Here is a 21,407-nt window from a genome sequence, read left to right on the forward strand (position 1 = left end):
TCAGGCCGCACCCGCCATCAGCGCTTCGATCTCGTCGGGCTGCACGGGGGCGTCGCGGGTCAGCAGCTCGCAGCCCGCGGGCGTGATGAGGGCATCGTCTTCGATGCGGATGCCGAGGTGCCAATAGCGTTCGGGCACGCCTGGGGCTGGACGCACGTACAAGCCGGGCTCGACGGTGGCCACCATGCCCGGCTGCAAGATCCGCGAGGGTTTGCGCAGCACTCGGCCGCCCATGCCGTCGGGTTGCTCGATCGGGGGCTCGTCTTCTTGCACATACGAGCCCACGTCGTGCACGTCGCGGCCCAGCCAGTGGCTGGTGCCGTGCATGTAGAACGGGCGATACGCGGCCGTGCCGATGACCTCATCCACGTCGCCATGCCGGCTGCGGTCCAGCAGCCCGGTGTCCAGCATCCCCTGGCACAGCACGCGCAAGGCGGCCTCGTGGGCATCGCGCAGGCGGGCTCCCGGCCGCAGGGCCGCGATCGCGGCGGTTTGGGCGGCCAGCACGATCTCGTAGAGCTCGCGCTGCGCCGCGCTGAAGCGTCCGCTGATCGGGAAGGTGCGGGTGATGTCGCCGGCATAGCCGCGGTATTCGCAGCCGGCATCGACCAGGCACAGCTCCCCGGGCTTCAGCGCAGCTTCTCCTGCCGGATGGTGCAGCACACAGGCGTTGGCGCCGGCGGCCACGATGCTCGGGTAGGCCGGACCGACGGCGCCTTGGCGTCGGAACTCGTGCAGCAGTTCGGCCTCGAGATGGTATTCGCGACATGGCTCCAGCCGGCCTTCGCGTGCCCACTGGCCACAGCGTTCCATCACGCGCACATGCGCCAGGGCCGAGATGGTGCCGGCGCGGCGCATCAATTGCAGTTCGTGCGCGTCCTTGATCAGGCGCATCTCGTCCAGCAGCACCGACAGGTCACGGCACTGCGTGGGGCAGCTTGCGCCCTGGCGCTCGCGCGCGCGCACCACGTCCAGCCAACGCTCGATGCGCGTGGCCAAGCCTTCGTGCACGCCAAAGGGGTACCAGACCGCCGGATGCCCGCTGAGCAAGTTGGGCATGTGCTGGTCGAGATCTTCGACGCTGAGCGCCGCCTCCACGCCCAGGGCGGCCGCCGCGGCCTCGGGGCCGAGCCGATGGCCATCCCAGATCTCGCGCTCGGGATCGCGCGGCAGGCACAGCAGCGTGCTGCGCCCGGTGCTGTCCAGCACCAGCCAGGCGTCGGGTTCGTCGAAGCCGGTGAGGTAATGGAAGTGGCTGTCGGGCCGATAGGGATGGTGAGTGTCGCGGTTGCGCACGCGCTGCGGCGCCGTGGGCAGCACGGCCACACCGCCGCCGGCCTCACGCAAGGTCTGCGCCAGCCGGGCCCGGCGCTGGCGGGGGGCCTCCGGGTCGGCGGCCAAGGGGGGAAGCAGGCTCATCCGCACAGTCTAGCCCGGCGGCGTGGTCGGTGGCGACTTCATCACCCTGTCACAACACAGGCAAACACTGCGCGGCGTTTGTCAGTCGTTGCAGGAGAAACTGTGAAGCAAAAGCACAAGCCCTGGGGGATGGGCGGCATCGTGGCGGTCGCGACGGCCCTGGTCGTGGGCTGCGGAGGCGGCAGCGACGGCAACTCACCCGACGAACCCGTGGTGCTCACACCCACCAGCCTGAGCATGACGCGCATCGGCGGTTACGTGCACGAGAACCCGACGAGCCAGCCCGGCGCTGCCGAGATCCCCGCCTACGATCCCCTGAGCCGTCGGCTCTTCGTGGTCAATGCCACCCTCGGCTCGGTGGACGTGCTCGACCTGAGCAACCCGGCCGCGCCGACCCTGGTGCAGACCCTGGACGTGAGTGACCTGGGCGCCAGCGTCAATAGCGTGGCCATACACAATGGCGTGGTGGCCCTGGCCATCGAAGCCAATCCCAAAACCGACCCCGGGCGGGTGGCGTTCTATCGTGCGGCCGATTTGCAGCGCATCGGCCAGGTCACGGTGGGGGCTCTGCCCGACATGCTGACCTTCACCCCCGATGGCCGGCGCCTGCTGGTGGCCAACGAGGGGGAACCCAACAGTTACAACCAGCCCGACTCGGTGGATCCCGAAGGTTCCATCAGCATCATCGACCTGCCGGTGCTCACGCCCACCCAGGCCACCCTCACCGTCACGGCCCGCACGGCGGGGTTTGCGGCCTTCAACAACCAGGCGGCCTCGCTGCGCGCGGCTGGCGTGCGCATCTACGGCCCCAATGCCACCGTGGCGCAGGATCTCGAGCCCGAGTACATCGCCGTCTCGGACGATGGCCGCACGGCCTACGTGACGCTGCAGGAGAACAACGCGATCGCCATCGTGGACATCGAGACGGCCACGGTCACGTCCATCCGCCCGCTGGGCTTCAAGGACCACAGTCTTGCCGGCATGGGCATGGACGTGAGCGACGAAGACGGCGGCACCCACACCAACAGCGGCACCCCCGCGGTGCGCATCGCGCCGGTGCCGGTGCGCGGGCTCTACCTGCCCGATGCCATCGCCAGCTACACGGTCGGCGGCCAGACCTACCTCATCACCGCCAACGAAGGCGATGCGCGCGATTGGCCGGGCTTCAACGAGGAGACGCGCGTGCGGGCTTACTGCACCAACGGCCTGGAGCCGGCGATCTTCGGGCCGGACGCCGCCAACCTGCTGTTCGACTCCCACCTGGGCCGCCTGCGCATCACCACCACGCCCAACGGCGGGCTGGACGGCAAGAACAGCGCCGGTCGCTGCACCGAGCTGTACGCCTTCGGTGCTCGATCCTTCTCGATCTGGACCGCCGACGTCAGGCAGGTGTACGACTCGGGCGACGAGTTCGAGCAGCGCACGGCGGCCTTGGCGGGCACGCCAGGTCATGACTACGCCTTCAACGCCAGCAACGACAACAACACGCTCGATAGCCGCAGCCCCAGCAAAGGCCCCGAGCCCGAGGGCGTGGTGCTGGGCCGCTTCGGCGCAAAGACCTTCGCCTTCATCGGCCTGGAGCGTGTGGGTGGGGTGATGATCTACGACGTGAGCGACCCCGCGGCGCCCCGCTTTGTCACCTACCTGAACACGCGCGAAGGCGCGGGTGGCGACCGCGGCCCTGAAGGCCTGGCGCTGATTCCGGCGGCCGACTCCCCCCATGGCCAGCCCCTGCTCATCGTCGGGCACGAAACCAGTGGCACCACCGCGGTGTATCAGATCAACCTGAGCTACTGAGCCTTTTCGCTCTGGGCGCGGCGCAGCTCGACCAGCTTGCGCCGCAGTTCGCGCTCTTGCGGGTCCTTGGGCTCACGCCGTGCTCTCGCGCGCCGCCGTTCGTTGGCCCGCCGCTGTTGCAGTTCACGCACTTGCTGGATTTGCAGCCGGATGAAGTTGGCCACGTCTTCCACCCGACTCAGGCCGCCCAGCGTGGCCGTATGGGGGAGTTTGACGGCTTTGCCGTCGTCCAGGGTCAGCGCGATGTAGCAGGTGCCCAGTGGTCCCAGCCAGCGCTTTTCCACCACATGCACCTCGGCCACGCGCGAGACCGGCACTCGACGGGTGGAATGCCGCCAGCCGCGCCGCCAGCTCACGGACTTCACGCTGGCGGCGGCGCGTTCCCAGGTCCACCAGTCCCAGCCCAGGGCGGCGCACCAGGCCAGCCCCGCGGGCACCCACAGCCCGGGCCGATCGAAGACCCAGGCACAGGCTCCCAGCACGCCGGCCAAGATCAGACCGGCCCAGACGATCGCCAGGTCGCGCTGCGGCGTGAGCAAGGAGCGGTCGTAGACGAAGGAATCCAAGCCCTCGCCGGACAAGGGCGAGGCCGCCAGTTGCACGCCGCGCAGGGCCTTGATCACGCCCACCTCGAGCAAGGCCGCCAAGGCCACGGCCGCCAGCATTCCGACGAGCAGCTCCTTCATGTTCCGTCCTCCGGGGTCGGTGCTGTGCCAAACGGCAGCGGTGCCGACAAGGCTTCCCATTGTGCGGGGGTTCCGACGTTTTCCCAGCGGCCTGTATACATTTCGACACTGATTTGGCGGCGACGCATCGCCTCATGCAAGAGCGGGCCCAGCGCGGCAGGACGCCCCACGGGCAGGTGGCGGCACAACTCGGCGCGCATCAGCGCCAGGTTGGCGTAGGTATGGAGCGGCACGGTCTGCGGCGGTTCGCTCAGTCCCAGGCCGTCGGCGCCGATGCCGAAGTCGCCGCGCGGGTGGTACGGCGGGTTGGGCACCAGCCACAGATGGGCCAGCCGCGAGCCTGCGGCAAAGGCCTGCGCGCGCGCGGCGTCGAAGCGGAAATCGGGGGCGAAGATGTCGCCGGAGACCACCCAGAAGCATTCGCCCAGCCACGGCAGGGCCTTGGCGATGCCACCGGCGGTCTCCAGTGCCCCGCCATGGTCGCGACCTTCCATCGAGTAGTGGATGCGCAGCCCGAAGCGCGAGCCATCGCCCAAGGTGGCTGGGAACCGCGCCTCCAGCCAGGCGGTGTTGATGACCACCTCGCGTACGCCGTCGCGTGCCAGGGCCAGCAAATGCCATTCGATCAAGGGTCGGCCGTGCACCGGCAACAGCGGCTTGGGGGTGTGGTCGGTCAGCGGGCGCATGCGTTCGCCGCGGCCGGCTGCCAGGATCAGGGCTTTGAGGTTGTCCATGCGCGCAACAAAGGGCCTTCGGAGGCCCGGCGGGCCCCCAGCGGGGTGATTATCCGCGCCGACTTACAATGCGGGATTCCCCGATCCAACCCCCGTCCCATCCGCGCATGCCGTCGGCGGCGCCGGGATGCACAGCCGCAGCGGCAGGTTTTCTCATGGACATGAGTGCCCAGACCCCCTCGACCCTCCAGAACACCACCTTGATGGCCAATGCGATCCGCGCCCTGGCGATGGATGCCGTGCAGGCCGCCAATTCGGGCCACCCCGGTGCCCCCATGGGCATGGCCGAGATGGCCGTGGCGCTGTGGAGTCGCCACTTGCGCCACAACCCGGCCGACCCGCAGTGGCCCGATCGCGACCGCTTCGTGCTGTCCAATGGGCACGGCTCGATGCTGATCTACGCGCTGCTGCACCTGAGCGGCTATGACTTGTCGCTGGAGGAGATCAAGCGCTTCCGTCAGTTGCACAGCAAGACCCCGGGGCATCCCGAGGTGGGCATCACGCCGGGCGTGGAGACGACCACCGGTCCGCTGGGGCAGGGCTTGACCAATGCCGTGGGCATGGCCTTGGCCGAGAAATTGCTGGCGCATGAGTTCAACCGTGGCGAGCACCGCATCGTCGATCATTACACCTACGTGTTTCTCGGCGACGGCTGCTTGATGGAAGGCATCAGCCACGAAGCCTGCGCCTTGGCTGGCGCCTGGAAGCTCAACAAGCTCATTGCGCTGTACGACGACAACGGCATTTCCATCGACGGCCAGGTCGATCCCTGGTTCATCGATGACACTCCCCAGCGCTTTGCGGCCTACGGCTGGCAAGTCATCGACGACGTGGACGGCCATGACGTGCAGGCGGTGGATGCGGCCATCGCCCAGGCCAAGCGCAGTACCGACCGGCCCACGCTGATCGTGTGCAAGACCACCATCGGCAAGGGCTCGCCGAACCGGGCCGGCACGGCCAAGGTCCATGGCGAGGCCCTGGGCGTGGAGGAGATTCGCGCTACGCGCGACGCCTTGGGCTGGGTGCATGACCCCTTCGTGATTCCGGCCGAGGCCTACGCGGCTTGGGATGCCCGCCAGACCGGTGCGGCGCTGCAGCGCGACTGGCAGTCCCGCTTCGAGGCTTACCGGGCCGCGCATCCCGAGCTGGCCGCCGAATTCGAGCGCCGCATCCGCGGCGAGCTGCCCGCCTCGTTCGCCCAGGTGGCGGTGGATGCGGCCGTGGCGGCCCATGCCAAGGCCGAGACCGTGGCCACCCGCAAAGCCAGCCAGATCGCGCTGGAGGCCTTCACCGCGGCGCTGCCGGAGCTGCTGGGCGGCTCGGCCGATTTGACCGGCTCCAATCTCACCCAGACCAAGAGCACGCCGGCGTTGCGCTTCGATGCGGTCAGCGGCGAGCCCAACGGCGGGCGGCACATCAACTACGGGGTGCGCGAGTTCGGCATGGCCGCCATCATGAACGGCATCGCGCTGCACGGTGGCTACATTCCCTACGGCGGCACCTTCCTGACCTTCAGCGATTACTCTCGCAACGCCATCCGCATGGCCGCGCTGATGAAGCAGCGCGTGATCCACGTGTTCACGCACGACTCCATCGGACTGGGCGAAGACGGCCCGACCCACCAGTCGATCGAGCATGCGGCCAGCCTGCGTCTGATCCCCAATTTGGATGTCTGGCGTCCGGCCGATACCGCCGAGACCGCGGTGGCCTGGGCCTGCGCGCTGCAAAACAAACATCGCCCCACGGCCTTGCTGCTGTCGCGTCAGAACCTGCCCTATGCGCCCAAGGCGGGGCTGGAGGACATCGCGCGCGGGGCCTATGTGCTGGCCGAGCCGAGCGAAGTGGGGCTGCAGAAAAAGCCGCAGGCCGTCCTCATCGCCACCGGCTCCGAGGTGCAGCTGGCCTTGCATGCGCAGCAGTTGCTGGCCGTGCAGGGCATCGCGGTGCGCGTGGTGTCCATGCCGTCGAGCACCGTCTTCGACCGCCAGGACGCTGCCTACAAGAGCCAGGTGCTGCCTGCGCGGCTGCCCCGCATCGCGGTGGAAGCTGGCGTCACCGACTTCTGGTGGAAGTACGGCTGCGCCGCGGTGGTGGGCATCGACACCTATGGCGAATCGGCGCCGGCCGGTGTGCTGTTCAAACACTTCGGCTTCACGCCGGAGAATGTGGCGGCCACCGTGCGCGCCGTGCTGGCACAGTGAGTCGAAGAGCGGGGGCGACCGACGACGGCGCCCCCGTTTTTCATGAGCGACACAGATCGACTTTTCTCTAGGAGAGCGCAATCATGACCATCAGAATCGGCATCAACGGCTTTGGGCGCATCGGGCGCATGGTGTTCCGCGCGGCGGTGAAGAACTTCCCGGACATCGAGGTGGTGGCGATCAACGACTTGCTCGAACCCGACTACCTGGCCTACATGCTGCGGTACGACTCGGTGCATGGTCGCTTCGATGGCGAGGTGGCCGTCGAAGGCAGCACCTTGGTGGTCAATGGCAAGAAGATCCGCCTCAGTGCCGTGAAAGACCCGGCCGAGCTGCGATGGGGCGAGGTCGGCGCCGACATCGTGGTGGAATCCACCGGTTTGTTCCTCACCAAAGACACCGCTGGCAAGCACCTGAGCGCCGGCGCGAAGAAAGTGATCATGTCTGCGCCGTCCAAGGACGACACCCCGATGTTCGTCTACGGCGTCAACCACACCAAATATGCCGGCGAGGCCATCATCTCCAATGCGTCTTGCACCACCAATTGCTTGGCGCCGCTGGCCAAGGTGCTGCACGACAAATGGGGCATCAAGCGCGGCCTGATGACCACCGTGCACGCGGCCACGGCCACGCAAAAAACGGTGGACGGGCCGAGCAACAAGGACTGGCGCGGCGGCCGCGGCATCCTCGAGAACATCATTCCCTCCAGCACCGGCGCGGCCAAGGCCGTGGGCGTGGTGATCCCCGAGCTCAACAAGAAGCTCACCGGCATGGCCTTCCGAGTGCCCACCTCCGACGTGTCGGTGGTTGACCTCACCTGTGAACTGGAGAAGCCCGCCACCTATGCCGAGATTTGCGCCGAGATGAAGGCCCAAAGCGAAGGCGCGTTGCGAGGCGTGCTGGGCTACACCGAAGACAAGGTCGTGGCCACCGATTTCCGTGGCGACCCGCGCACCTCGATCTTCGATGCCGAAGCCGGCATCGCCTTGGACTCCACCTTCGTCAAGCTCGTGGCCTGGTACGACAACGAATGGGGCTACTCCAACAAGGTGTTGGAAATGGCCCGCGTGGTGGCCTCGAAGTGATCGGCGCTCGTCGTTGACCTCAGGGCTCCTGCGGGAGCCCTTTTTCGTGTCCCCGTAGGATCAGGGGCGCGCGTCGGACGCAACCTCACAGGGCGCGGGCCGACGCCCCTGCAGCCGCGGGGCCAGGTCCTCCAAGCGCGTTTGAAGTTTGGCGCTGGCCGCGGGGATGCGCACCTGCACACGCACGGCCGGTGGCGTGATCGTCAGCACGCGGGCCGCACGCACACCGCGATCGGCCAAGGCCAAGGCCCGCCGCTCGGCGCTTTCGCGCGAGTTGAAGCGGCCCAGCGTCAGCCCGGGCTCCAGGCCGGGCGAATGGCGCAGCTCTTCAGCGCGGATGCCGGCTGCGCGCAGTTCCTCTTGCCGGCGCAGCAGCGCCTCGCGGCTGGGGTACTTGCCCAAGTAGACCAGGAACACCCCACCGTGCTCCTCGCGCTGCGCGCTCCAGTCCACACCTTGCAGCACCTGCGAGAAGGTCGTTTGCACGGCGGCGTACTCGGCCTCGGTGTAGGGGCCGATCTCCAAGCAGCTACTCTGGGCTGCCTCGCTGGCGGCCGAGGCTGGGGCGGGCAGCGCCGGGGCGTCCTGTGGCTCAGCCGCCGAGGCCGCCTCGGGCTGAGAAGGCGCAGCCGCCTGCGGCGCGGTGTGGATTTGCACGAGCTCGGGACGCACCTGGCGCTGGAGCCGTTCGGGCTCGCGTGGGCTCGGCGAGATCGACACCAGGCCGTGCAAATGACCGGCCGTCCAGGCGTAGTAGCCCAGGTTGGCCAGCAGCAGCACGAGCACCAGCAGTCTCAACATGGGCGCACACTCACCTCGCCGCTGTCCAGACGGTGCAGGCCGTGCGCGTCACGCAGCAGCAAAGCGCCATCCTCGTCGACCCCTTCGGCCTGGGCTTCGGGCAGCTCCGGCTTGGTGGTGCGCACACGGCGGCCGCGCAACAAATCACGGGCTGCGAAACGCCGCGCAAAGGCCGCAAAGCCGCGCAGCTCGAACAGCTTGAGTGCGCCCACCAAGGCGGTGGCGGCCGCCGTGAGGGCCTCGGCGGCGGTGAGGCCCGGGTCGAGCTGGCGCAGCCAAGCCACCGGATGGCGCGGGTCGGGCAGGGCCGGCGGCACCTCGATGTTCAGGCCCACGCCCACCACCACATGGCGGGTGGCACTGGCATGGCCCTGGGTCTCGATCAAGATGCCGCCCAGCTTGCCGGCGGGGGCGCCGTGGTCGTCGAGCGTCCACAAATCGTTGGGCCACTTGATGCGCAGCAGCGGGTGCAGCGCCTCGGCCAGGGCCACGCCCACGGCCAGCGACAGTCCGCCCCAGCGCTGCGGCGACAGCGGCAAGCCCAGTGAAAAGGTCAGCGAAGCCCCCGGCGCCGACTGCCAGGCCCGCCCTTGGCGGCCGCGCCCGGCGTGTTGGCGCTCGGCCACCAGCAGACAGGCGGCGGTATCGCCCTGACGTGCGCGTTCCAGCAGCCGGGTGTTGGTGGAGTCGACCTCGGCCAGCACCTCCACGCTCAACCCCGGCAGCTGGGGTTCGAGCCGTTCCCAGAGGTCTTCGACCGGCCAGCGCAAGGTGCTCATCGCTTCGGGGCGAGCATGGTGCGGCGGCAGTTCGGTGCACCGCAGCGGCATTCGTACTGCTTTTTTAGTTTGGGCGTGTAGCGCTCGTCGATCACCAGGCGGTAGTCGTAGAACAGCTCCTCGCCAGGGGCGATGTCACGCAAAGCCTTGATGAACACGCGGCCATTGACTTCGTCGGCTTCGCAATTGGGGTTGCAGGCATGGTTGATCCAGCGTGCGGCGTTGCCGCCGTACTTGGCGTCGATCACATGGCCGTCGTCGATGTGGAAGTAGAACGTGTGGTGCGGGTCGCTCGGGTCGTGCGGGTGGCGGCGTAAGGCTTCGGCCCAAGTGATGACTTCGCCCTTGTACTCGATGATGCGCTCGCCGGCGCGGATGGGCGCCACGGCGAACACCCCTTTGCCGTGCACGCTGGAGCGGCGCACCTGGATGCGCCGCCGCCGAGCTGGGGCAGCGGACCCCGCGGCGGCGCGGGGGGAACGGGAGGGCCGAGCTTGCGTCATGGTCGACTTTGGGTACATTGAAATGTGGGAGCGCGCGCGTGCGTGCGCGCACGCGCGAGGCAGCGGCATTGTAGGGGCCGCGCGCTAGGCGCGCTGCGTGGCCGGCTCGCCGCCCCCCTTCCTGACCCCCACACGAGATCCATGAGCAAAGCCCTGGTGATTGCCGAGAAGCCGTCCGTCGCACAAGACATCGTGCGAGCGCTCACGCCTGTCTGCGGCAAATTCGAAAAGCACGACGAGTATTTCGAGAACGAGCGCTACATCGTCAGTTCCGCCGTGGGCCATTTGGTGGAAATCAAGGCGCCCGAGGCCTACGACGTCAAGCGCGGCAAGTGGAGCTTTGCTCACCTGCCGGTCATCCCGCCGCATTTCGAGCTGCATCCGATCGACAAGAGCAAAGGCCGGCTCAACACGCTGGTCAAGCTCATTCGCCGCAAAGACGTCACCGAACTCATCAATGCCTGCGACGCTGGGCGCGAGGGCGAATTGATCTTTCGCCTCATCGTGCAGTACGCCACGCCGGCACGCGGGGGCTTGAACAAGCCCATTCGCCGGCTGTGGTTGCAAAGCATGACGCCCCAAGCCATTCGCGAAGGCTTCGAGCGACTGCGCAGCGACGAAGAGATGCGCGGCCTGTCGGAGGCTGCGCGCAGCCGCAGCGAGGCCGACTGGCTGGTGGGCATCAATGGCACGCGGGCGATGACCGCCTTCAATTCGCGCGACGGGGGGTTCTTCCTGACCACCGTGGGCCGCGTGCAAACGCCCACGCTGTCGATCGTGGTCGAGCGCGAGGAGAAGATCCGCAAGTTCGTGCCGCGTGACTACTGGGAGGTGCGCGCCACCTTTGCGGCCCAGACGGGCACTTACGAGGGCAAGTGGTTCGACCCGGCCTGGAAGAAGAACGAGGCCGACTCCGAGCTGCGTGCCGACCGGCTGTGGTCGGCCGAGCAAGCCCAGGCCATCGCCGAGGCGGTGCGTGGCCGCGCCGGCACCGTCACCGAAGAGGCCAAGCCCAGCACCCAGAGCAGCCCGCTGCTGTACGACCTGACCACGCTGCAGCGCGAGGCCAATTCCCGCTTCGGCTTCTCGGCCAAGACCACGCTGTCGCTGGCGCAGGCCTTGTACGAGAAGCACAAGGTGTTGACCTACCCGCGGACCGACTCGCGCGCTTTGCCCGAGGACTACCTCGGCGTGGTCAAAAAGACGATCGAGATGATTGCCGGCGAAGACCTGCCGGGCCCGTTGCGCGAGTTGGCGCCTCATGCGGCCAAGGCGATCCAGGCGGGCTACATCAAGCCCAACAAGCGGGTGTTCGACAACGGCAAGGTTTCGGACCACTTTGCCATCATTCCGACCTTGCAGCCGCCCAAGAGCCTGACCGAGGCCGAGGCCAAACTCTATGACCTGGTGGTCAAGCGCTTTCTGGCGGTGTTCTACCCGCCGGCCGAATACCTGGTCACCACCCGCATCACCACGGTGCAGGACCAGGGGCAGACCTACAGCTTCCAAACCCAGGGCAAGGTGCTGGTGCAGCCGGGCTGGCTGGCCGTCTACGGCAAGGAGGCGCAAGAAGACGATGCCAACCTCGTGGCAGTGACGCCGGGTGAGACCGTGCGCGCCGAGGAGGTGGCCATCCATGCCACCAAGACCCGGCCGCCGGCGCGCTACACCGAAGCCACGCTGCTGTCGGCCATGGAAGGGGCAGGCAAGCTGGTGGACGATGAAGAACTCAAAGCCGCGATGCAAGACAAGGGCCTGGGCACCCCGGCCACCCGCGCGGCCATCATCGAAGGCTTGATCCAAGAGAAGTATCTCGTGCGGGAAGGGCGCGAACTCGTTCCCACCGCCAAGGCATTCCAGCTCATGACACTGCTGCGCGGCCTGGACGTGGAAGACCTCACCAAGCCCGAACTCACCGGCAACTGGGAGTACCAGCTCGCCCAAATGGAGAAGGGCAAGCTGTCGCGCGAAGCCTTCATGGCCGAGATCGCCGCGATGACGCAGCGCATCGTGCAAAAGGCCAAGGAGTACGATCGCGACACCATCCCGGGCGATTACGCCACGCTCAAGACGCCATGCCCCAACTGCGGCGGGGTGGTCAAAGAGAACTATCGGCGCTTCAGCTGCACGGGCAAGACGGGCAACGAAGACGGCTGCGGCTTTTCGATCAGCAAGATTCCCGGGGGCCGCAGCTTCGAGCTGCACGAGGTCGAGCAATTCCTCGCTCACAAGAAGATCGGCCCGCTGGACGGCTTTCGCTCCAAGGCCGGCTGGCCGTTCTCGGCCGAGCTCAAGCTGGTCTATGACGAAGATCTGGGCAACTACAAGCTCGAGTTCGATTTCGGCGAGGATGCCAAGCAGGCACAAGATGGCCAGCCGGTGGACTTCAGTGGCCAAGAGTCCTTGGGCGCCTGCCCCAAATGCAAGGGGCATGTGTACGAACACGGCACCAGCTACGTTTGCGAACACGCCGTGGGCTCGCCCATCACCTGCGACTTCAAGAGCGGCAAGATCATCCTGCAGCAGCCCGTGGCGCGCGAGCAGATGAGCAAGCTGCTGGCCACCGGCAAGACCGATTTGCTGGAGAACTTCGTCTCCAACAAAACGCGTCGCAAGTTCAAGGCCCACCTGGTGTGGGACGCCAAAGAAGGCAAGGTCGGTTTCGAGTTCGAGCCGCGTGCGACCAAGACGGCGGCCAAGAAGACCCCGGCGGCGAAGAAGGCGGTCGCCAAGGAATGAGCTCGGCGGTCTTTCTGAAGCTGCTGGCCATCTTCATCGTCGTGACGATCGGTTGGCTGGCGGGGCGGGCCAAGTTCTTCGGCGGTGGCCAGACGGCGCGCTCGCTGTCCAATGCTGCGTTCTACTTGTTTGCGCCGGCGCTGCTGTTTCGCACCACCGCGCGCATCGACTTCGCCGCCTTGCCCTGGACGGTGATCCTGGCGTATTTCATGCCCGTGGTGGGGCTGTTGCTGGCTCTCTATGGCTGGCGACGCACACAGACCGCTGGGGCCAAAGGCGCGCCGGCCGAGCCCAGCGTGCGCGCCATCACCGCCACCTTCGGCAACACCGTGCAGCTGGGCATCCCGATCGCGCTGGCGCTGTTCGGTGAGGCGGGGTTGTCGATCCACCTGGCCATCGTCAGCTTGCACGCGCTCATCCTGCTGAGCCTGTTGACGGTGTTGGTGGAGCTCGACTTGGCGCGCGCGGCCTCGCGCGCGCAGGGCGGCCGCTCCCGCCTGAGCACCACGCTCAAGCTCACGGTGCACCACACCCTCATCCACCCGGTGGTGCTGCCGGTGCTGGTGGGCATGGGCTGGAATCTGGCGGGCTTGCCGATTCCGCTGGCGGCTGACGAAATCCTGTCCATGCTGGGGCAGGCCGTCGTGCCGGTGTGCCTGGTGGCCATCGGCATGTCGCTGGCCCACTATGGCTTGCAGGGCTCACTGCGCGCAGCCGCTGGGCTCACCGCGGCCAAGCTCGTGGCCCAGCCGGCGCTGGTGCTGGCCGTGGGGCACTTCGTGTTTGGCTTGTCGGGCCTGCCGCTGACGGTGATCGTGATGTGCGCGGCGCTGCCCTCGGGCACCAATGCGCTGATGTTCTCGCAACGCTATGGCTGCCAAGAGGCCGAAACCACGGCCACGCTGGTGTTGTCCACCTTGGCCTTCGTGCTCACCGGGCCGCTGTGGCTGGCCCTGTTGTCGCGGCTGTGAGCCCGGCGGCGGCCGGCTGGATTTGCGACAATGCCGGGATGACCCCCATCGATCTCCAGGCTTACATGACCCAAGTGGGCGCAGCCGCTCGCGCGGCCGCCGCCCGCATGGCTGCGGCGTCCACCGCAGCCAAGAACGATGCCTTGCGGCGCTTGGCCGCCTTGATTCGCGAGCATGGGCCGCACCTGCAGGCCCAGAACGCCAAGGACCTGGCGGCCGCGCAGGACCGCGGTTTGGCCGCGCCCATGGTCGATCGGCTGCGCATCAGCGATGCGGTCGTGGCACAAATGGCCGAAAACTGCGAGCAGGTGGCGGCTCTGCCCGATCCGGTGGGCGAGATGATCAACCTGCGCCGTCGCCCCAGTGGCATCACCGTGGGCCAGATGCGCGTGCCCATCGGGGTGTTCGGCATGATCTATGAAAGCCGCCCCAACGTCACCATCGAGGCTGCGTCGCTGGGCATCAAGAGCGGCAATGCCTGCGTGCTGCGCGGCGGCTCCGAGGCGCTGCACTCCAACCTGGCGCTGTGGAAGCTGGTGCAGCAGGCCCTGCAGGCCGCTGGCCTGCCGCCCCAGGGCGTGCAGCTGATCGAAACCACCGATCGTGAGGCGGTGGGCCGTTTGATCGCGATGCCCGAGTACGTGGACCTCATCATCCCGCGTGGTGGCAAGTCCTTGATCGAGCGCATCAGCCGTGAGGCCACCGTGCCGGTGATCAAGCACTTGGACGGCAACTGCCATGTCTATGTCGATGCCTGGGCCGATCTCGAGTTGGCCGTGGCCGTCACCGACAACGCCAAAACGCAGAAATACAGCCCTTGCAATGCGGCGGAATCCTTGCTGGTGCATGAGGCCATTGCCCCGGCCTTTTTGCCCCGCATCGGCGCGATCTTCGCCGCCAAGGGCGTGGAGATGCGCTGCGATGCGGCCGCCAAGGCGCTGCTCGCGGCCGTGCCGGGCGCCAAGCTCGTGGACGCCACCGAGCAGGACTGGTTCGAGGAATACCTCGCGCCCATCATCAGCATCAAGCTGGTCAAAGACCTCGACGAGGCCATCGCGCACATCAACCGCTACGGCTCGCATCACACGGATGCCATCCTGACCGAGCACCATCCCAACGCGATGCGTTTCCTGCGCGAAGTCGATTCGGCCAGCGTGATGGTCAATGCCAGCACGCGCTTTGCCGATGGATTCGAATATGGCCTGGGCGCCGAGATCGGCATCTCCACCGACAAATTCCACGCCCGCGGACCGGTGGGCCTGGACGGGCTGACCTCCTTGAAGTACATCGTGCTGGGACAAGGAGAGCGGCGTGGCTGATTCCCGCACGGCGCTGGTGCTCTTCAGCGGCGGGCAGGATTCCACCGTGTGCCTGGCCTGGGCGCTGTCGCGCTTTGCGCATGTGGAGACCGTGGGTTTCGACTATGGCCAGCGCCACCGCGTCGAGCTGGCGTGCCGGGTCACCGTGCGCGACGAGTTGCGGCGGGCGTTTCCAGGGTGGGCCAGCCGCCTGGGCGACGACCATGTGCTCGATCTGGCCTTGCTGGGCCAGCTCAGCGACACGGCCCTGACCCGGCAGCGGGCCATCGAGATGCAGGCCCATGGCCTGCCCAACACCTTCGTGCCTGGGCGCAATCTCTTGTTCTTGACCCTGGCGGCCACGCTGGCCTATCGGCGTGGGGCCAGTGTGTTGGTGGGCGGCATGTGCGAGACCGACTACTCCGGTTACCCGGACTGCCGCGACAACACGCTCAAAGCCTTGCAAGTGGCCATCAGTCTGGGCATGGACACCCCGATGACGGTGGAAACACCGCTGATGTGGCTGAACAAAGCCCAAACCTGGACGCTGGCCGAAAGACTGGGCGGGACGGCGCTGGTGGACTTGATCGTCGAACACACGCACACCTGTTACCTGGGCCAGCGTGAGCCGCGCCATGCCTGGGGCCGCGGCTGCGGGCAGTGTCCGGCCTGCGAGCTGCGTGCGCGCGGGCATGCCCAATACCTTGCCGGTGAGCCGGCGGCCGAGCTGGGCTGAACCCGAGCTCGGTAGCCGGCGCGCGCCGGCGTATCGCGCGATCGTAGTAGAGTCGCGGGAACGAGACTGCCATGGGGGATCCTCGATGAGCACCACACAAGTGCTGGGCTGGGTGGTCGTGGCCGTGTTGGTGTTTTGGGCCGTGGGGGCCTACAACCGGCTGGTGCGCTTGCGCAATGCCATTGGCAATGCCTTTGCCCAGATCGACGTGCAGCTCAAGCGGCGCTACGACCTCATCCCCAACCTGGTGGAGACGGCCAAGCAATACATCGCCCACGAGCGCGAGACGCTGGAAGCGGTGATCGCTGCGCGCAACCAAGCCCGCTCCGCGGCCGAGCATGTGCGGGCCAAGCCCACGCATGCCGCTGCGGTGGGCGCGCTGGCGGTGGCCGAGCAGACCCTGGAGGGCACACTGGCGCGGCTGATGGCGGTGGTCGAGAACTACCCCGAACTCAAAGCCGACCAAACCCTGCGCGAGCTGTCCGAAGAGCTCACCAGTACCGAAAACCGGGTGGCCTTCGCGCGCCAGGCCTTCAACGATGCGGCGCTCGACTACAACAATGCCGCGCAGCAGTTTCCGACCAACCTCATCGCCGGGCTCTTCGGCTTCAGGCCGGCAGGCATGCTGCAGTCCACCGCCAGCGACGAGGAACGCAAAACCTTGCGTGTCCAGTTCTGAACAGGCCCTGGCAGGCTGGCGCTGAACCCCCATGGCGATGCGCTTTCGCGAACATCAGGAAGCCGCGCAGACCGCCTCGCGGCGCCTGCTGTACTTGTTCGCCCTGGTGCTGGTGCTGCTGGTGCTGGCGGTCAACGGCGTCTTGGCGTTGATCTACCGGCTGAGCTTTCCGTGGACTCAGAGCTTTCCCCCGCTGTTCTTCGAGACCAACACCGCACTGACCTTGTTGTTCGTGCTGGGCGGCTGCTGGTTCGAAACGCTGCGTTTGCGCGAAGGCGGTGCCCATGTGGCCCGCCTGGCCGGTGGTGTGCCCATCGATCCGCCGCAGGGCCGGGTGGGCGATCTGTACGAAAAACGCTTGCGCAACGTGGTCGATGAAGTGGCCTTGGCCGTGGGCATGAAGCCCCCGCCGGTCTATGTGCTGCAAGGCGAGCAGGCCATCAACGCCTTTGCCGCAGGCTGGGATGCCGATGACGCGGTGATTGTGGTCACTCGCGGCGCACTGGAGCGGCTCACGCGCGATGAACTCCAAGGCGTCGTGGCGCATGAGTTCAGCCATCTGTTTCACGGCGACACCCGGCTCAACATGCGCCTGATCGGCCTGGTGTGGGGCCTGCAGATGATCTATACCTTTGGCCGCACGCTGGTCGAGCCCGATGCGATGGGCCGGCGCAAGGCGGGGGTCTTGGTCGGCCTGGCCCTCATGGCCGTGGGGGCGCTGGGCTGGCTCGCCGGGCGCTTGCTCAAGGCGGCCGTCTCGCGCCAGCGCGAGTTCCTGGCCGATGCCTCGGCAGTGAAGTACACGCGCAGCATCGAAGGCATCGGTGGAGCTTTGCGCAAAATCGCCGATCAGGCTTGGCGGGGCAGCCATCGCATGGCCCACCCGCAAGTCGAGAGCCTGTCGCATCTGCTGTTCGTCTCGCGCGTGCGCTGGGACCTCTTTGCCACCCACCCTCCACTGGCCGAGCGCATTCGCCGCATCTATGGCTTCGAGGTGGTGCCCCTGGCTGCGCGGGTGCTGCCTGCCGAAGACGACGACGCGCCGCTGACCCAACCGATGGCCGGCTGGGTCGCTGCTGCCGAGGACCTTCCGGCCGATGGGGCAGGCGCCGTGGGCCTTACGCGGCCGGCCGAGGCGGCGGCTGCGGCAGCGCCGACGGACGCTAGGCGCCACGATGCCGCGCCGGACCCCGCCGGGGACGGGCTGGCGCAGCATGAACGGGAGGCGTTGGCGCGCATCGAGCGCTGGCAGGGGCCGGGCGAGCGCCGTGCCGCGGTGCTGGGTTTGCTGGTCACCCCCGGGCAAGCGCGCGAATGGCAGGCCTGGGCCGAGGAAACCGCTGGGCTGGCCGTGGCGCCGACCGTGCGGGCCGAGCTGGAGCAACTCAAACACCGCCTGCGGCTGCCGGTGTGGGAGATGATGCTGCGCCGCTGCGCCAAGGCCCCCCTGGCCGAGCGCCGCGGCTTGGTGGAGGCCGCGCGCCGCATCATGAAAGCCGATGGTCATGTCAGCCCCATGGATCGCCTGCGCTGGCTGGCGATGCGCCACGTGCTCAGCGGGGCGGCGCAGCGCCTTCCCCCACCCACGGGGGATAACGATATTGCTCATTTGGCTAAAGACGTGACCACCGTCACGGCATTTCTGGCGAGAATCATCGACGCACAGGCGTGTGAACAGGGGCAAGCCGGTGCTTGGTATCAGCGTGTGATGCAAGGGCTTTGGGGGCCAGAAGCGGTGCCCACATGGTCCGCGCCCGACCTCGATGCGTGGGTTCAGGCCTGGCATCGGCTGATGCGTCTGTCGGCGATGCAGCGGCCGGTGCTGCTCAAGGCCTGGGTCGATGCGGCATGGCAGTGCGCCGCGCCAGGCCAGGCGCCGGATCCGGCCGCGTGCGATGCGCTGCGTTTGTGCGCGTTGTTGCTGGATACCCCTAGTCCCAAAGCGCTGGCAGACCAATATATTGATGTTCACTGATATTCAAAACCTGAGGAGTCCGCACGATGAACTTGAAGTCCGCAGCGGCCGCAATGGCCTTGATGGCCGCTGGGGCGGCCGGCGCTCAAGATGCGCAGTCTCTATACGTTCGGAGCCTCGCGGCCACGTGTGCCAATTGCCATGGCACGTCGGGGCAGGCGGTGCCTGGCTCTCAAGTGCCGTCCCTGGCTGGCATGCCGCAAAGCTACATCGTCGAGCAGATGAAAGCCTTCAAGACCGGTGCGCGCACGGCCACGGTGATGCACCAGCTCGCCAAGGGCTATAGCGACGAGCAGATCCAACAGATTGCGGCCTATTTCGCCGCGCAGAAGAAGTGAGGAGGTCCACCATGCTGCAACGACGAACGTTCCTCCAAGGCGCTGCGGCGGCCGGCGTGTTGGGCCTGAGCGCCTGCGCGACCACCGGGGTGCCCTCCAAAGCCCGTGTGTTGGTGGTGGGCGCAGGCTATGGTGGGGCCACGGCGGCCAAGTATGTGCGCCTGCTGTCGGACTATCAGATCGAAGTCGTGCTGGTCGAGCCCAACAGCGCCTTCGTGTCGTGCCCCATCTCCAACTTGGTGCTGGGTGGCCATCGCAGCCTGGAGGAGATCACCACGCCCTACGACAACCTCGTGCGTCGCCACGGCGTGCGCTTGGTGCGTGACATGGTCAGCCGCATCGATCCGGCCAAGAAAGTCGCGGTGCTGGCCTCGGGCCCCACGATCGCGTACGACAAGCTGATCCTGTCGCCGGGCATCGACCTGATGTTCGACAGCATCCAAGGCTTGAAGGCGGCCCATGACAGCGGGCAGATCCTGCAGGCCTGGAAGGCTGGCCCCGAGACCCTGGCCTTGCGCCGCCAGCTCGAGGCCATGCCCGATGGGGGCGTCTTTGCGATGACCGTGCCCGAGGCCCCCTACCGCTGCCCGCCGGGGCCGTATGAGCGCGTGTGCCAAGTGGCCGACTACTTCAAGCGCGCCAAGCCGCGCTCCAAGGTGTTGCTGCTCGATGCCAACCCCGATGTCACCTCCAAAGGACCTTTGTTCAAAAAGGTCTGGGCCGAGCAGTACAAGGGGATCATCGAGTACCGGCCGCAACACAAGGCCGTGGCCGTGGATGCCAAGACCAAGACCATCAAGTTCGAAGTCAATGACGATGTCAAGGCCGACGTGCTCAACGTGTTGCCCCCGATGCGCGCAGGCAAGATCGCCGTGGACACGGGCCTGGCCAATGCCAATGCACGCTGGTGTCACGTGAACTTCCTCAACTTCGAGTCCACCGCCGCCAAGGACATCCACGTGCTGGGCGATGCGATCCAAACCGCGCCCTTGATGCCCAAGAGCGGTCACATGGCCAACTCGCATGCCAAAGTGGCGGCGGCGGCCGTCGTGGCCGAGCTGCGCGGCTGGCCGGTCAATCCAGCGCCGATGCTGACCAACACCTGCTACAGCTTCGTCGACGGCAAGAACGTCATCCATGTGGCCAGCGTGCACGAGTACGTGCCAGCCGAGAAGACCTTCAAGACCGTGGCCGGCTCGGGGGGCGTGTCCTCGGGGCCCAACGAGCTGGAGGGCATCTACGCTTGGAACTGGGCCCGCAACATCTGGGCCGATAGCCTGGCTTGAGCCCTGCCCTGGCGCCTGAGGGGCCGCTGCGGTGCAGCGGCCCTTTGTTTTTTGCCCCCTTAGACTTCGGGTCGTGAACTCGCCTTCCTTGCCCTTGTCCCGCTTGTTGAACCACACGGCTGAGGCCGTGCTGGCCGTGGGGCGGGGCCGCTCGCTGACCGAAACCCTCGCCCGTGTGGCGGCTCCGGCGCGCGCCGGCACCCAGGCCCTGAGCTTTGCCGTGATGCGCGAGCTGGGCCGCGCCCGCGCCTTGCGCCGCCACCTGGTGCCGCGCGCGCCGGCTCCACCGGTGGAGGCGCTGCTGTGCACCGCCTTGGCCTTGCTGGTGCAAGGCCGCGACTCGGGCTATGACGAGCACACCCTGGTGGACCAGGCCGTCGAGGCCGCCAAGCGGCAGAGCCGGACCTCTTGCGGACTGGTCAATGCCGTGCTGCGCCGGTTTCTGCGCGAGCGCCAGGCGTGTTTGGCTGCCGTCGAGGCCGACCCCGAGGCGCGTTGGAACCACCCCGCGTGGTGGGTCCAACGGCTGCGTCAGGACTGGCCTGCCGAGTGGGAAGCCTTGCTGCATGCCGCGCAGCAGCATCCACCGATGACCCTGAGGGTCAACCGCCGGCGCATCGACCGCGAGGCTTACGCGCGCCAATTGGCCGAGGCTGGCCTGCGCTGCCACCCGCTGGGCGAGGTCGGCTTGGTGCTGGACCGTCCCCGGCCCGTGGAGCAGATTCCGGGCTTTGCGCAAGGCCTGTGCTCGGTGCAGGACCTGGCGGCCCAATGGGCTGCGCCGCTGCTGCTGGGCATGGGCTTGCCCCCGCGCGCGCGCGTGCTCGATGCCTGCGCCGCCCCGGGCGGCAAGACCGCCCACCTGCTGGAGTCGGCCGACCTGGAGGTGCTGGCCCTGGACAGCGATGCTCAACGCTTGCAGCGCGTGCGCCAGACCTTGGACCGTTTGGGCTTGCAAGCCGAACTGAAGGTTGCCGATGCGCGCCACACCGCGGCCTGGTGGGACGGCCGGCCCTTCGATGCGATCATGCTGGATGCGCCATGCAGCGCCTCGGGGATCGTGCGCCGCCATCCCGACATCCGGTGGCTGCGCCGCCCCGGCGACATCGAGGCGCTGGCGGCCCTGCAGCGCGAGATGCTGGACGCGCTGTGGCCGCTGCTGCGTCCTGCAGGCGTCTTGCTGTATTGCACGTGCTCGGTCTTTCGGGCCGAGGGGCAGGCCCAGATCGACGCATTTTTGCAACGCCATCCCCAGGCCCGGGCCCATCCGGCGCCCGGCCATGCCCTGTCCGTGCCTGACAATGGACCCCGGGCCGTCGCCGACCACGATGGCTTCTACTACGCCTTGATCGAAAAAACCGCCTGAACCCCGGATCGTCC

General features: G+C 67.4%; 18 protein-coding genes. 12 read left to right on the forward strand and 6 right to left on the reverse strand.

All coding sequences use genetic code 11. The features are described 5' to 3' along the window. Entirely contained in the window at positions 1–1,419 is a 1,419-nt protein-coding gene (locus F615_RS0112485) for an aminopeptidase P N-terminal domain-containing protein (RefSeq protein WP_051090248.1), read from the reverse strand. A 102-nt stretch (positions 1,420–1,521) separates the two neighbouring features. Here F615_RS0112485 and F615_RS0112490 point away from each other — a divergent pair, with 102 nt between their 5' ends. Beyond that, positions 1,522–3,216 (forward strand): choice-of-anchor I family protein, encoded by a 1,695-nt coding sequence (locus F615_RS0112490; RefSeq protein WP_169452431.1) that lies wholly within the window; start codon positions 1,522–1,524, stop codon positions 3,214–3,216. On the opposite strand, the gene F615_RS0112495 is transcribed toward F615_RS0112490, so the two are convergent. Both F615_RS0112495 and murU read right to left on the reverse strand, forming a co-directional pair. Continuing rightward, positions 3,210–3,902 (reverse strand): PH domain-containing protein, encoded by a 693-nt coding sequence (locus F615_RS0112495; RefSeq protein ID WP_019561531.1) that lies wholly within the window; start codon positions 3,900–3,902, stop codon positions 3,210–3,212. The two genes, F615_RS0112490 and F615_RS0112495, sit on opposite strands and share 7 nt — an antisense overlap. Next, a complete protein-coding gene (gene murU, locus F615_RS0112500; RefSeq protein ID WP_019561532.1) occupies positions 3,899–4,636 on the reverse strand; it encodes an N-acetylmuramate alpha-1-phosphate uridylyltransferase MurU in 738 nt (245 codons plus the stop codon). Before murU ends, F615_RS0112495 begins: the two co-directional genes overlap by 4 nt. Before the next feature lie 155 nt (positions 4,637–4,791). Here murU and tkt point away from each other — a divergent pair, with 155 nt between their 5' ends. Both tkt and gap read left to right on the forward strand, forming a co-directional pair. Further along, positions 4,792–6,837: a transketolase gene (gene tkt / locus F615_RS0112505; protein ID WP_019561533.1), complete on the forward strand. Its 2,046-nt coding sequence runs from the start codon at positions 4,792–4,794 to the stop codon at positions 6,835–6,837. An 83-nt stretch (positions 6,838–6,920) separates the two neighbouring features. Then, positions 6,921–7,922: a type I glyceraldehyde-3-phosphate dehydrogenase gene (gene gap, locus F615_RS0112510; RefSeq protein ID WP_019561534.1), complete on the forward strand. Its 1,002-nt coding sequence runs from the start codon at positions 6,921–6,923 to the stop codon at positions 7,920–7,922. Positions 7,923–7,982: 60 nt separating this feature from the next. On the opposite strand, the gene F615_RS0112515 is transcribed toward gap, so the two are convergent. The 3 genes from F615_RS0112515 to F615_RS0112525 are packed head-to-tail and all read right to left on the reverse strand — an operon-like array spanning position 7,983 to position 10,005. Continuing rightward, entirely contained in the window at positions 7,983–8,723 is a 741-nt protein-coding gene (locus F615_RS0112515; protein WP_019561535.1) for an SPOR domain-containing protein, read from the reverse strand. Continuing rightward, positions 8,717–9,553, reverse strand: coding sequence for a biotin--[acetyl-CoA-carboxylase] ligase (locus F615_RS0112520; protein ID WP_019561536.1), 837 nt, complete (start codon positions 9,551–9,553; stop codon positions 8,717–8,719). Before F615_RS0112520 ends, F615_RS0112515 begins: the two co-directional genes overlap by 7 nt. Further along, positions 9,499–10,005, reverse strand: a complete 507-nt coding sequence (locus F615_RS0112525) for an SET domain-containing protein (protein ID WP_026330288.1) — start codon at positions 10,003–10,005, stop codon at positions 9,499–9,501. Before F615_RS0112525 ends, F615_RS0112520 begins: the two co-directional genes overlap by 55 nt. 141 nt (positions 10,006–10,146) lie before the next feature. Here F615_RS0112525 and F615_RS0112530 point away from each other — a divergent pair, with 141 nt between their 5' ends. From F615_RS0112530 to rsmB, 9 genes are all read left to right on the forward strand, one after another. Beyond that, positions 10,147–12,744 (forward strand): DNA topoisomerase III, encoded by a 2,598-nt coding sequence (locus tag F615_RS0112530; protein WP_019561538.1) that lies wholly within the window; start codon positions 10,147–10,149, stop codon positions 12,742–12,744. Continuing rightward, on the forward strand, positions 12,741–13,715 hold the full coding sequence (locus tag F615_RS0112535; protein ID WP_019561539.1) for an AEC family transporter: 975 nt from the start codon (positions 12,741–12,743) through the stop codon (positions 13,713–13,715). Before F615_RS0112530 ends, F615_RS0112535 begins: the two co-directional genes overlap by 4 nt. Before the next feature lie 38 nt (positions 13,716–13,753). Continuing rightward, positions 13,754–15,034, forward strand: coding sequence for a glutamate-5-semialdehyde dehydrogenase (locus tag F615_RS0112540; protein ID WP_019561540.1), 1,281 nt, complete (start codon positions 13,754–13,756; stop codon positions 15,032–15,034). After that, positions 15,027–15,749 (forward strand): 7-cyano-7-deazaguanine synthase QueC, encoded by a 723-nt coding sequence (gene queC, locus F615_RS0112545; RefSeq protein WP_019561541.1) that lies wholly within the window; start codon positions 15,027–15,029, stop codon positions 15,747–15,749. Before F615_RS0112540 ends, queC begins: the two co-directional genes overlap by 8 nt. 85 nt (positions 15,750–15,834) lie before the next feature. Then, on the forward strand, positions 15,835–16,428 hold the full coding sequence (locus tag F615_RS0112550; RefSeq protein WP_019561542.1) for a LemA family protein: 594 nt from the start codon (positions 15,835–15,837) through the stop codon (positions 16,426–16,428). A gap of 31 nt (positions 16,429–16,459) precedes the next feature. Beyond that, positions 16,460–18,403, forward strand: a complete 1,944-nt coding sequence (locus tag F615_RS20500) for a M48 family metallopeptidase (RefSeq protein ID WP_019561543.1) — start codon at positions 16,460–16,462, stop codon at positions 18,401–18,403. Positions 18,404–18,429: 26 nt separating this feature from the next. After that, a complete protein-coding gene (locus F615_RS0112560) occupies positions 18,430–18,741 on the forward strand; it encodes a c-type cytochrome (RefSeq protein WP_026330289.1) in 312 nt (103 codons plus the stop codon). Positions 18,742–18,752: 11 nt separating this feature from the next. Continuing rightward, positions 18,753–20,027 carry an NAD(P)/FAD-dependent oxidoreductase gene (locus F615_RS0112565; RefSeq protein WP_019561545.1) on the forward strand — a complete coding sequence of 425 codons (1,275 nt, stop codon included), beginning with the start codon at positions 18,753–18,755 and terminating at the stop codon, positions 20,025–20,027. Between the two features lie 73 nt (positions 20,028–20,100). After that, positions 20,101–21,393: a 16S rRNA (cytosine(967)-C(5))-methyltransferase RsmB gene (gene rsmB, locus F615_RS0112570; RefSeq protein ID WP_019561546.1), complete on the forward strand. Its 1,293-nt coding sequence runs from the start codon at positions 20,101–20,103 to the stop codon at positions 21,391–21,393. The last annotated feature ends 14 nt before the right edge of the window (positions 21,394–21,407 follow it).

The organism is Caldimonas manganoxidans ATCC BAA-369, assembly GCF_000381125.1.
In the GTDB taxonomy this organism is placed as follows: domain Bacteria; phylum Pseudomonadota; class Gammaproteobacteria; order Burkholderiales; family Burkholderiaceae_C; genus Caldimonas; species Caldimonas manganoxidans.

Coding starts and splice junctions, on each gene's coding strand:
- gap (WP_019561534.1), top strand. CDS start 6,921: ATGACCATCAGAATCGGCATCAACGGCTTTGGGCGCATCGGGCGCATG.
- F615_RS0112540 (WP_019561540.1), top strand. CDS start 13,754: ATGACCCCCATCGATCTCCAGGCTTACATGACCCAAGTGGGCGCAGCC.
- F615_RS0112530 (WP_019561538.1), top strand. CDS start 10,147: ATGAGCAAAGCCCTGGTGATTGCCGAGAAGCCGTCCGTCGCACAAGAC.
- F615_RS0112515 (WP_019561535.1), bottom strand. CDS start 8,723: ATGTTGAGACTGCTGGTGCTCGTGCTGCTGCTGGCCAACCTGGGCTAC.
- F615_RS0112535 (WP_019561539.1), top strand. CDS start 12,741: ATGAGCTCGGCGGTCTTTCTGAAGCTGCTGGCCATCTTCATCGTCGTG.
- F615_RS20500 (WP_019561543.1), top strand. CDS start 16,460: ATGGCGATGCGCTTTCGCGAACATCAGGAAGCCGCGCAGACCGCCTCG.
- F615_RS0112485 (WP_051090248.1), bottom strand. CDS start 1,419: ATGAGCCTGCTTCCCCCCTTGGCCGCCGACCCGGAGGCCCCCCGCCAG.
- tkt (WP_019561533.1), top strand. CDS start 4,792: ATGGACATGAGTGCCCAGACCCCCTCGACCCTCCAGAACACCACCTTG.
- F615_RS0112560 (WP_026330289.1), top strand. CDS start 18,430: ATGAACTTGAAGTCCGCAGCGGCCGCAATGGCCTTGATGGCCGCTGGG.
- murU (WP_019561532.1), bottom strand. CDS start 4,636: ATGGACAACCTCAAAGCCCTGATCCTGGCAGCCGGCCGCGGCGAACGC.
- F615_RS0112495 (WP_019561531.1), bottom strand. CDS start 3,902: ATGAAGGAGCTGCTCGTCGGAATGCTGGCGGCCGTGGCCTTGGCGGCC.
- F615_RS0112550 (WP_019561542.1), top strand. CDS start 15,835: ATGAGCACCACACAAGTGCTGGGCTGGGTGGTCGTGGCCGTGTTGGTG.
- F615_RS0112525 (WP_026330288.1), bottom strand. CDS start 10,005: ATGACGCAAGCTCGGCCCTCCCGTTCCCCCCGCGCCGCCGCGGGGTCC.
- F615_RS0112565 (WP_019561545.1), top strand. CDS start 18,753: ATGCTGCAACGACGAACGTTCCTCCAAGGCGCTGCGGCGGCCGGCGTG.
- F615_RS0112520 (WP_019561536.1), bottom strand. CDS start 9,553: ATGCCGCTGCGGTGCACCGAACTGCCGCCGCACCATGCTCGCCCCGAA.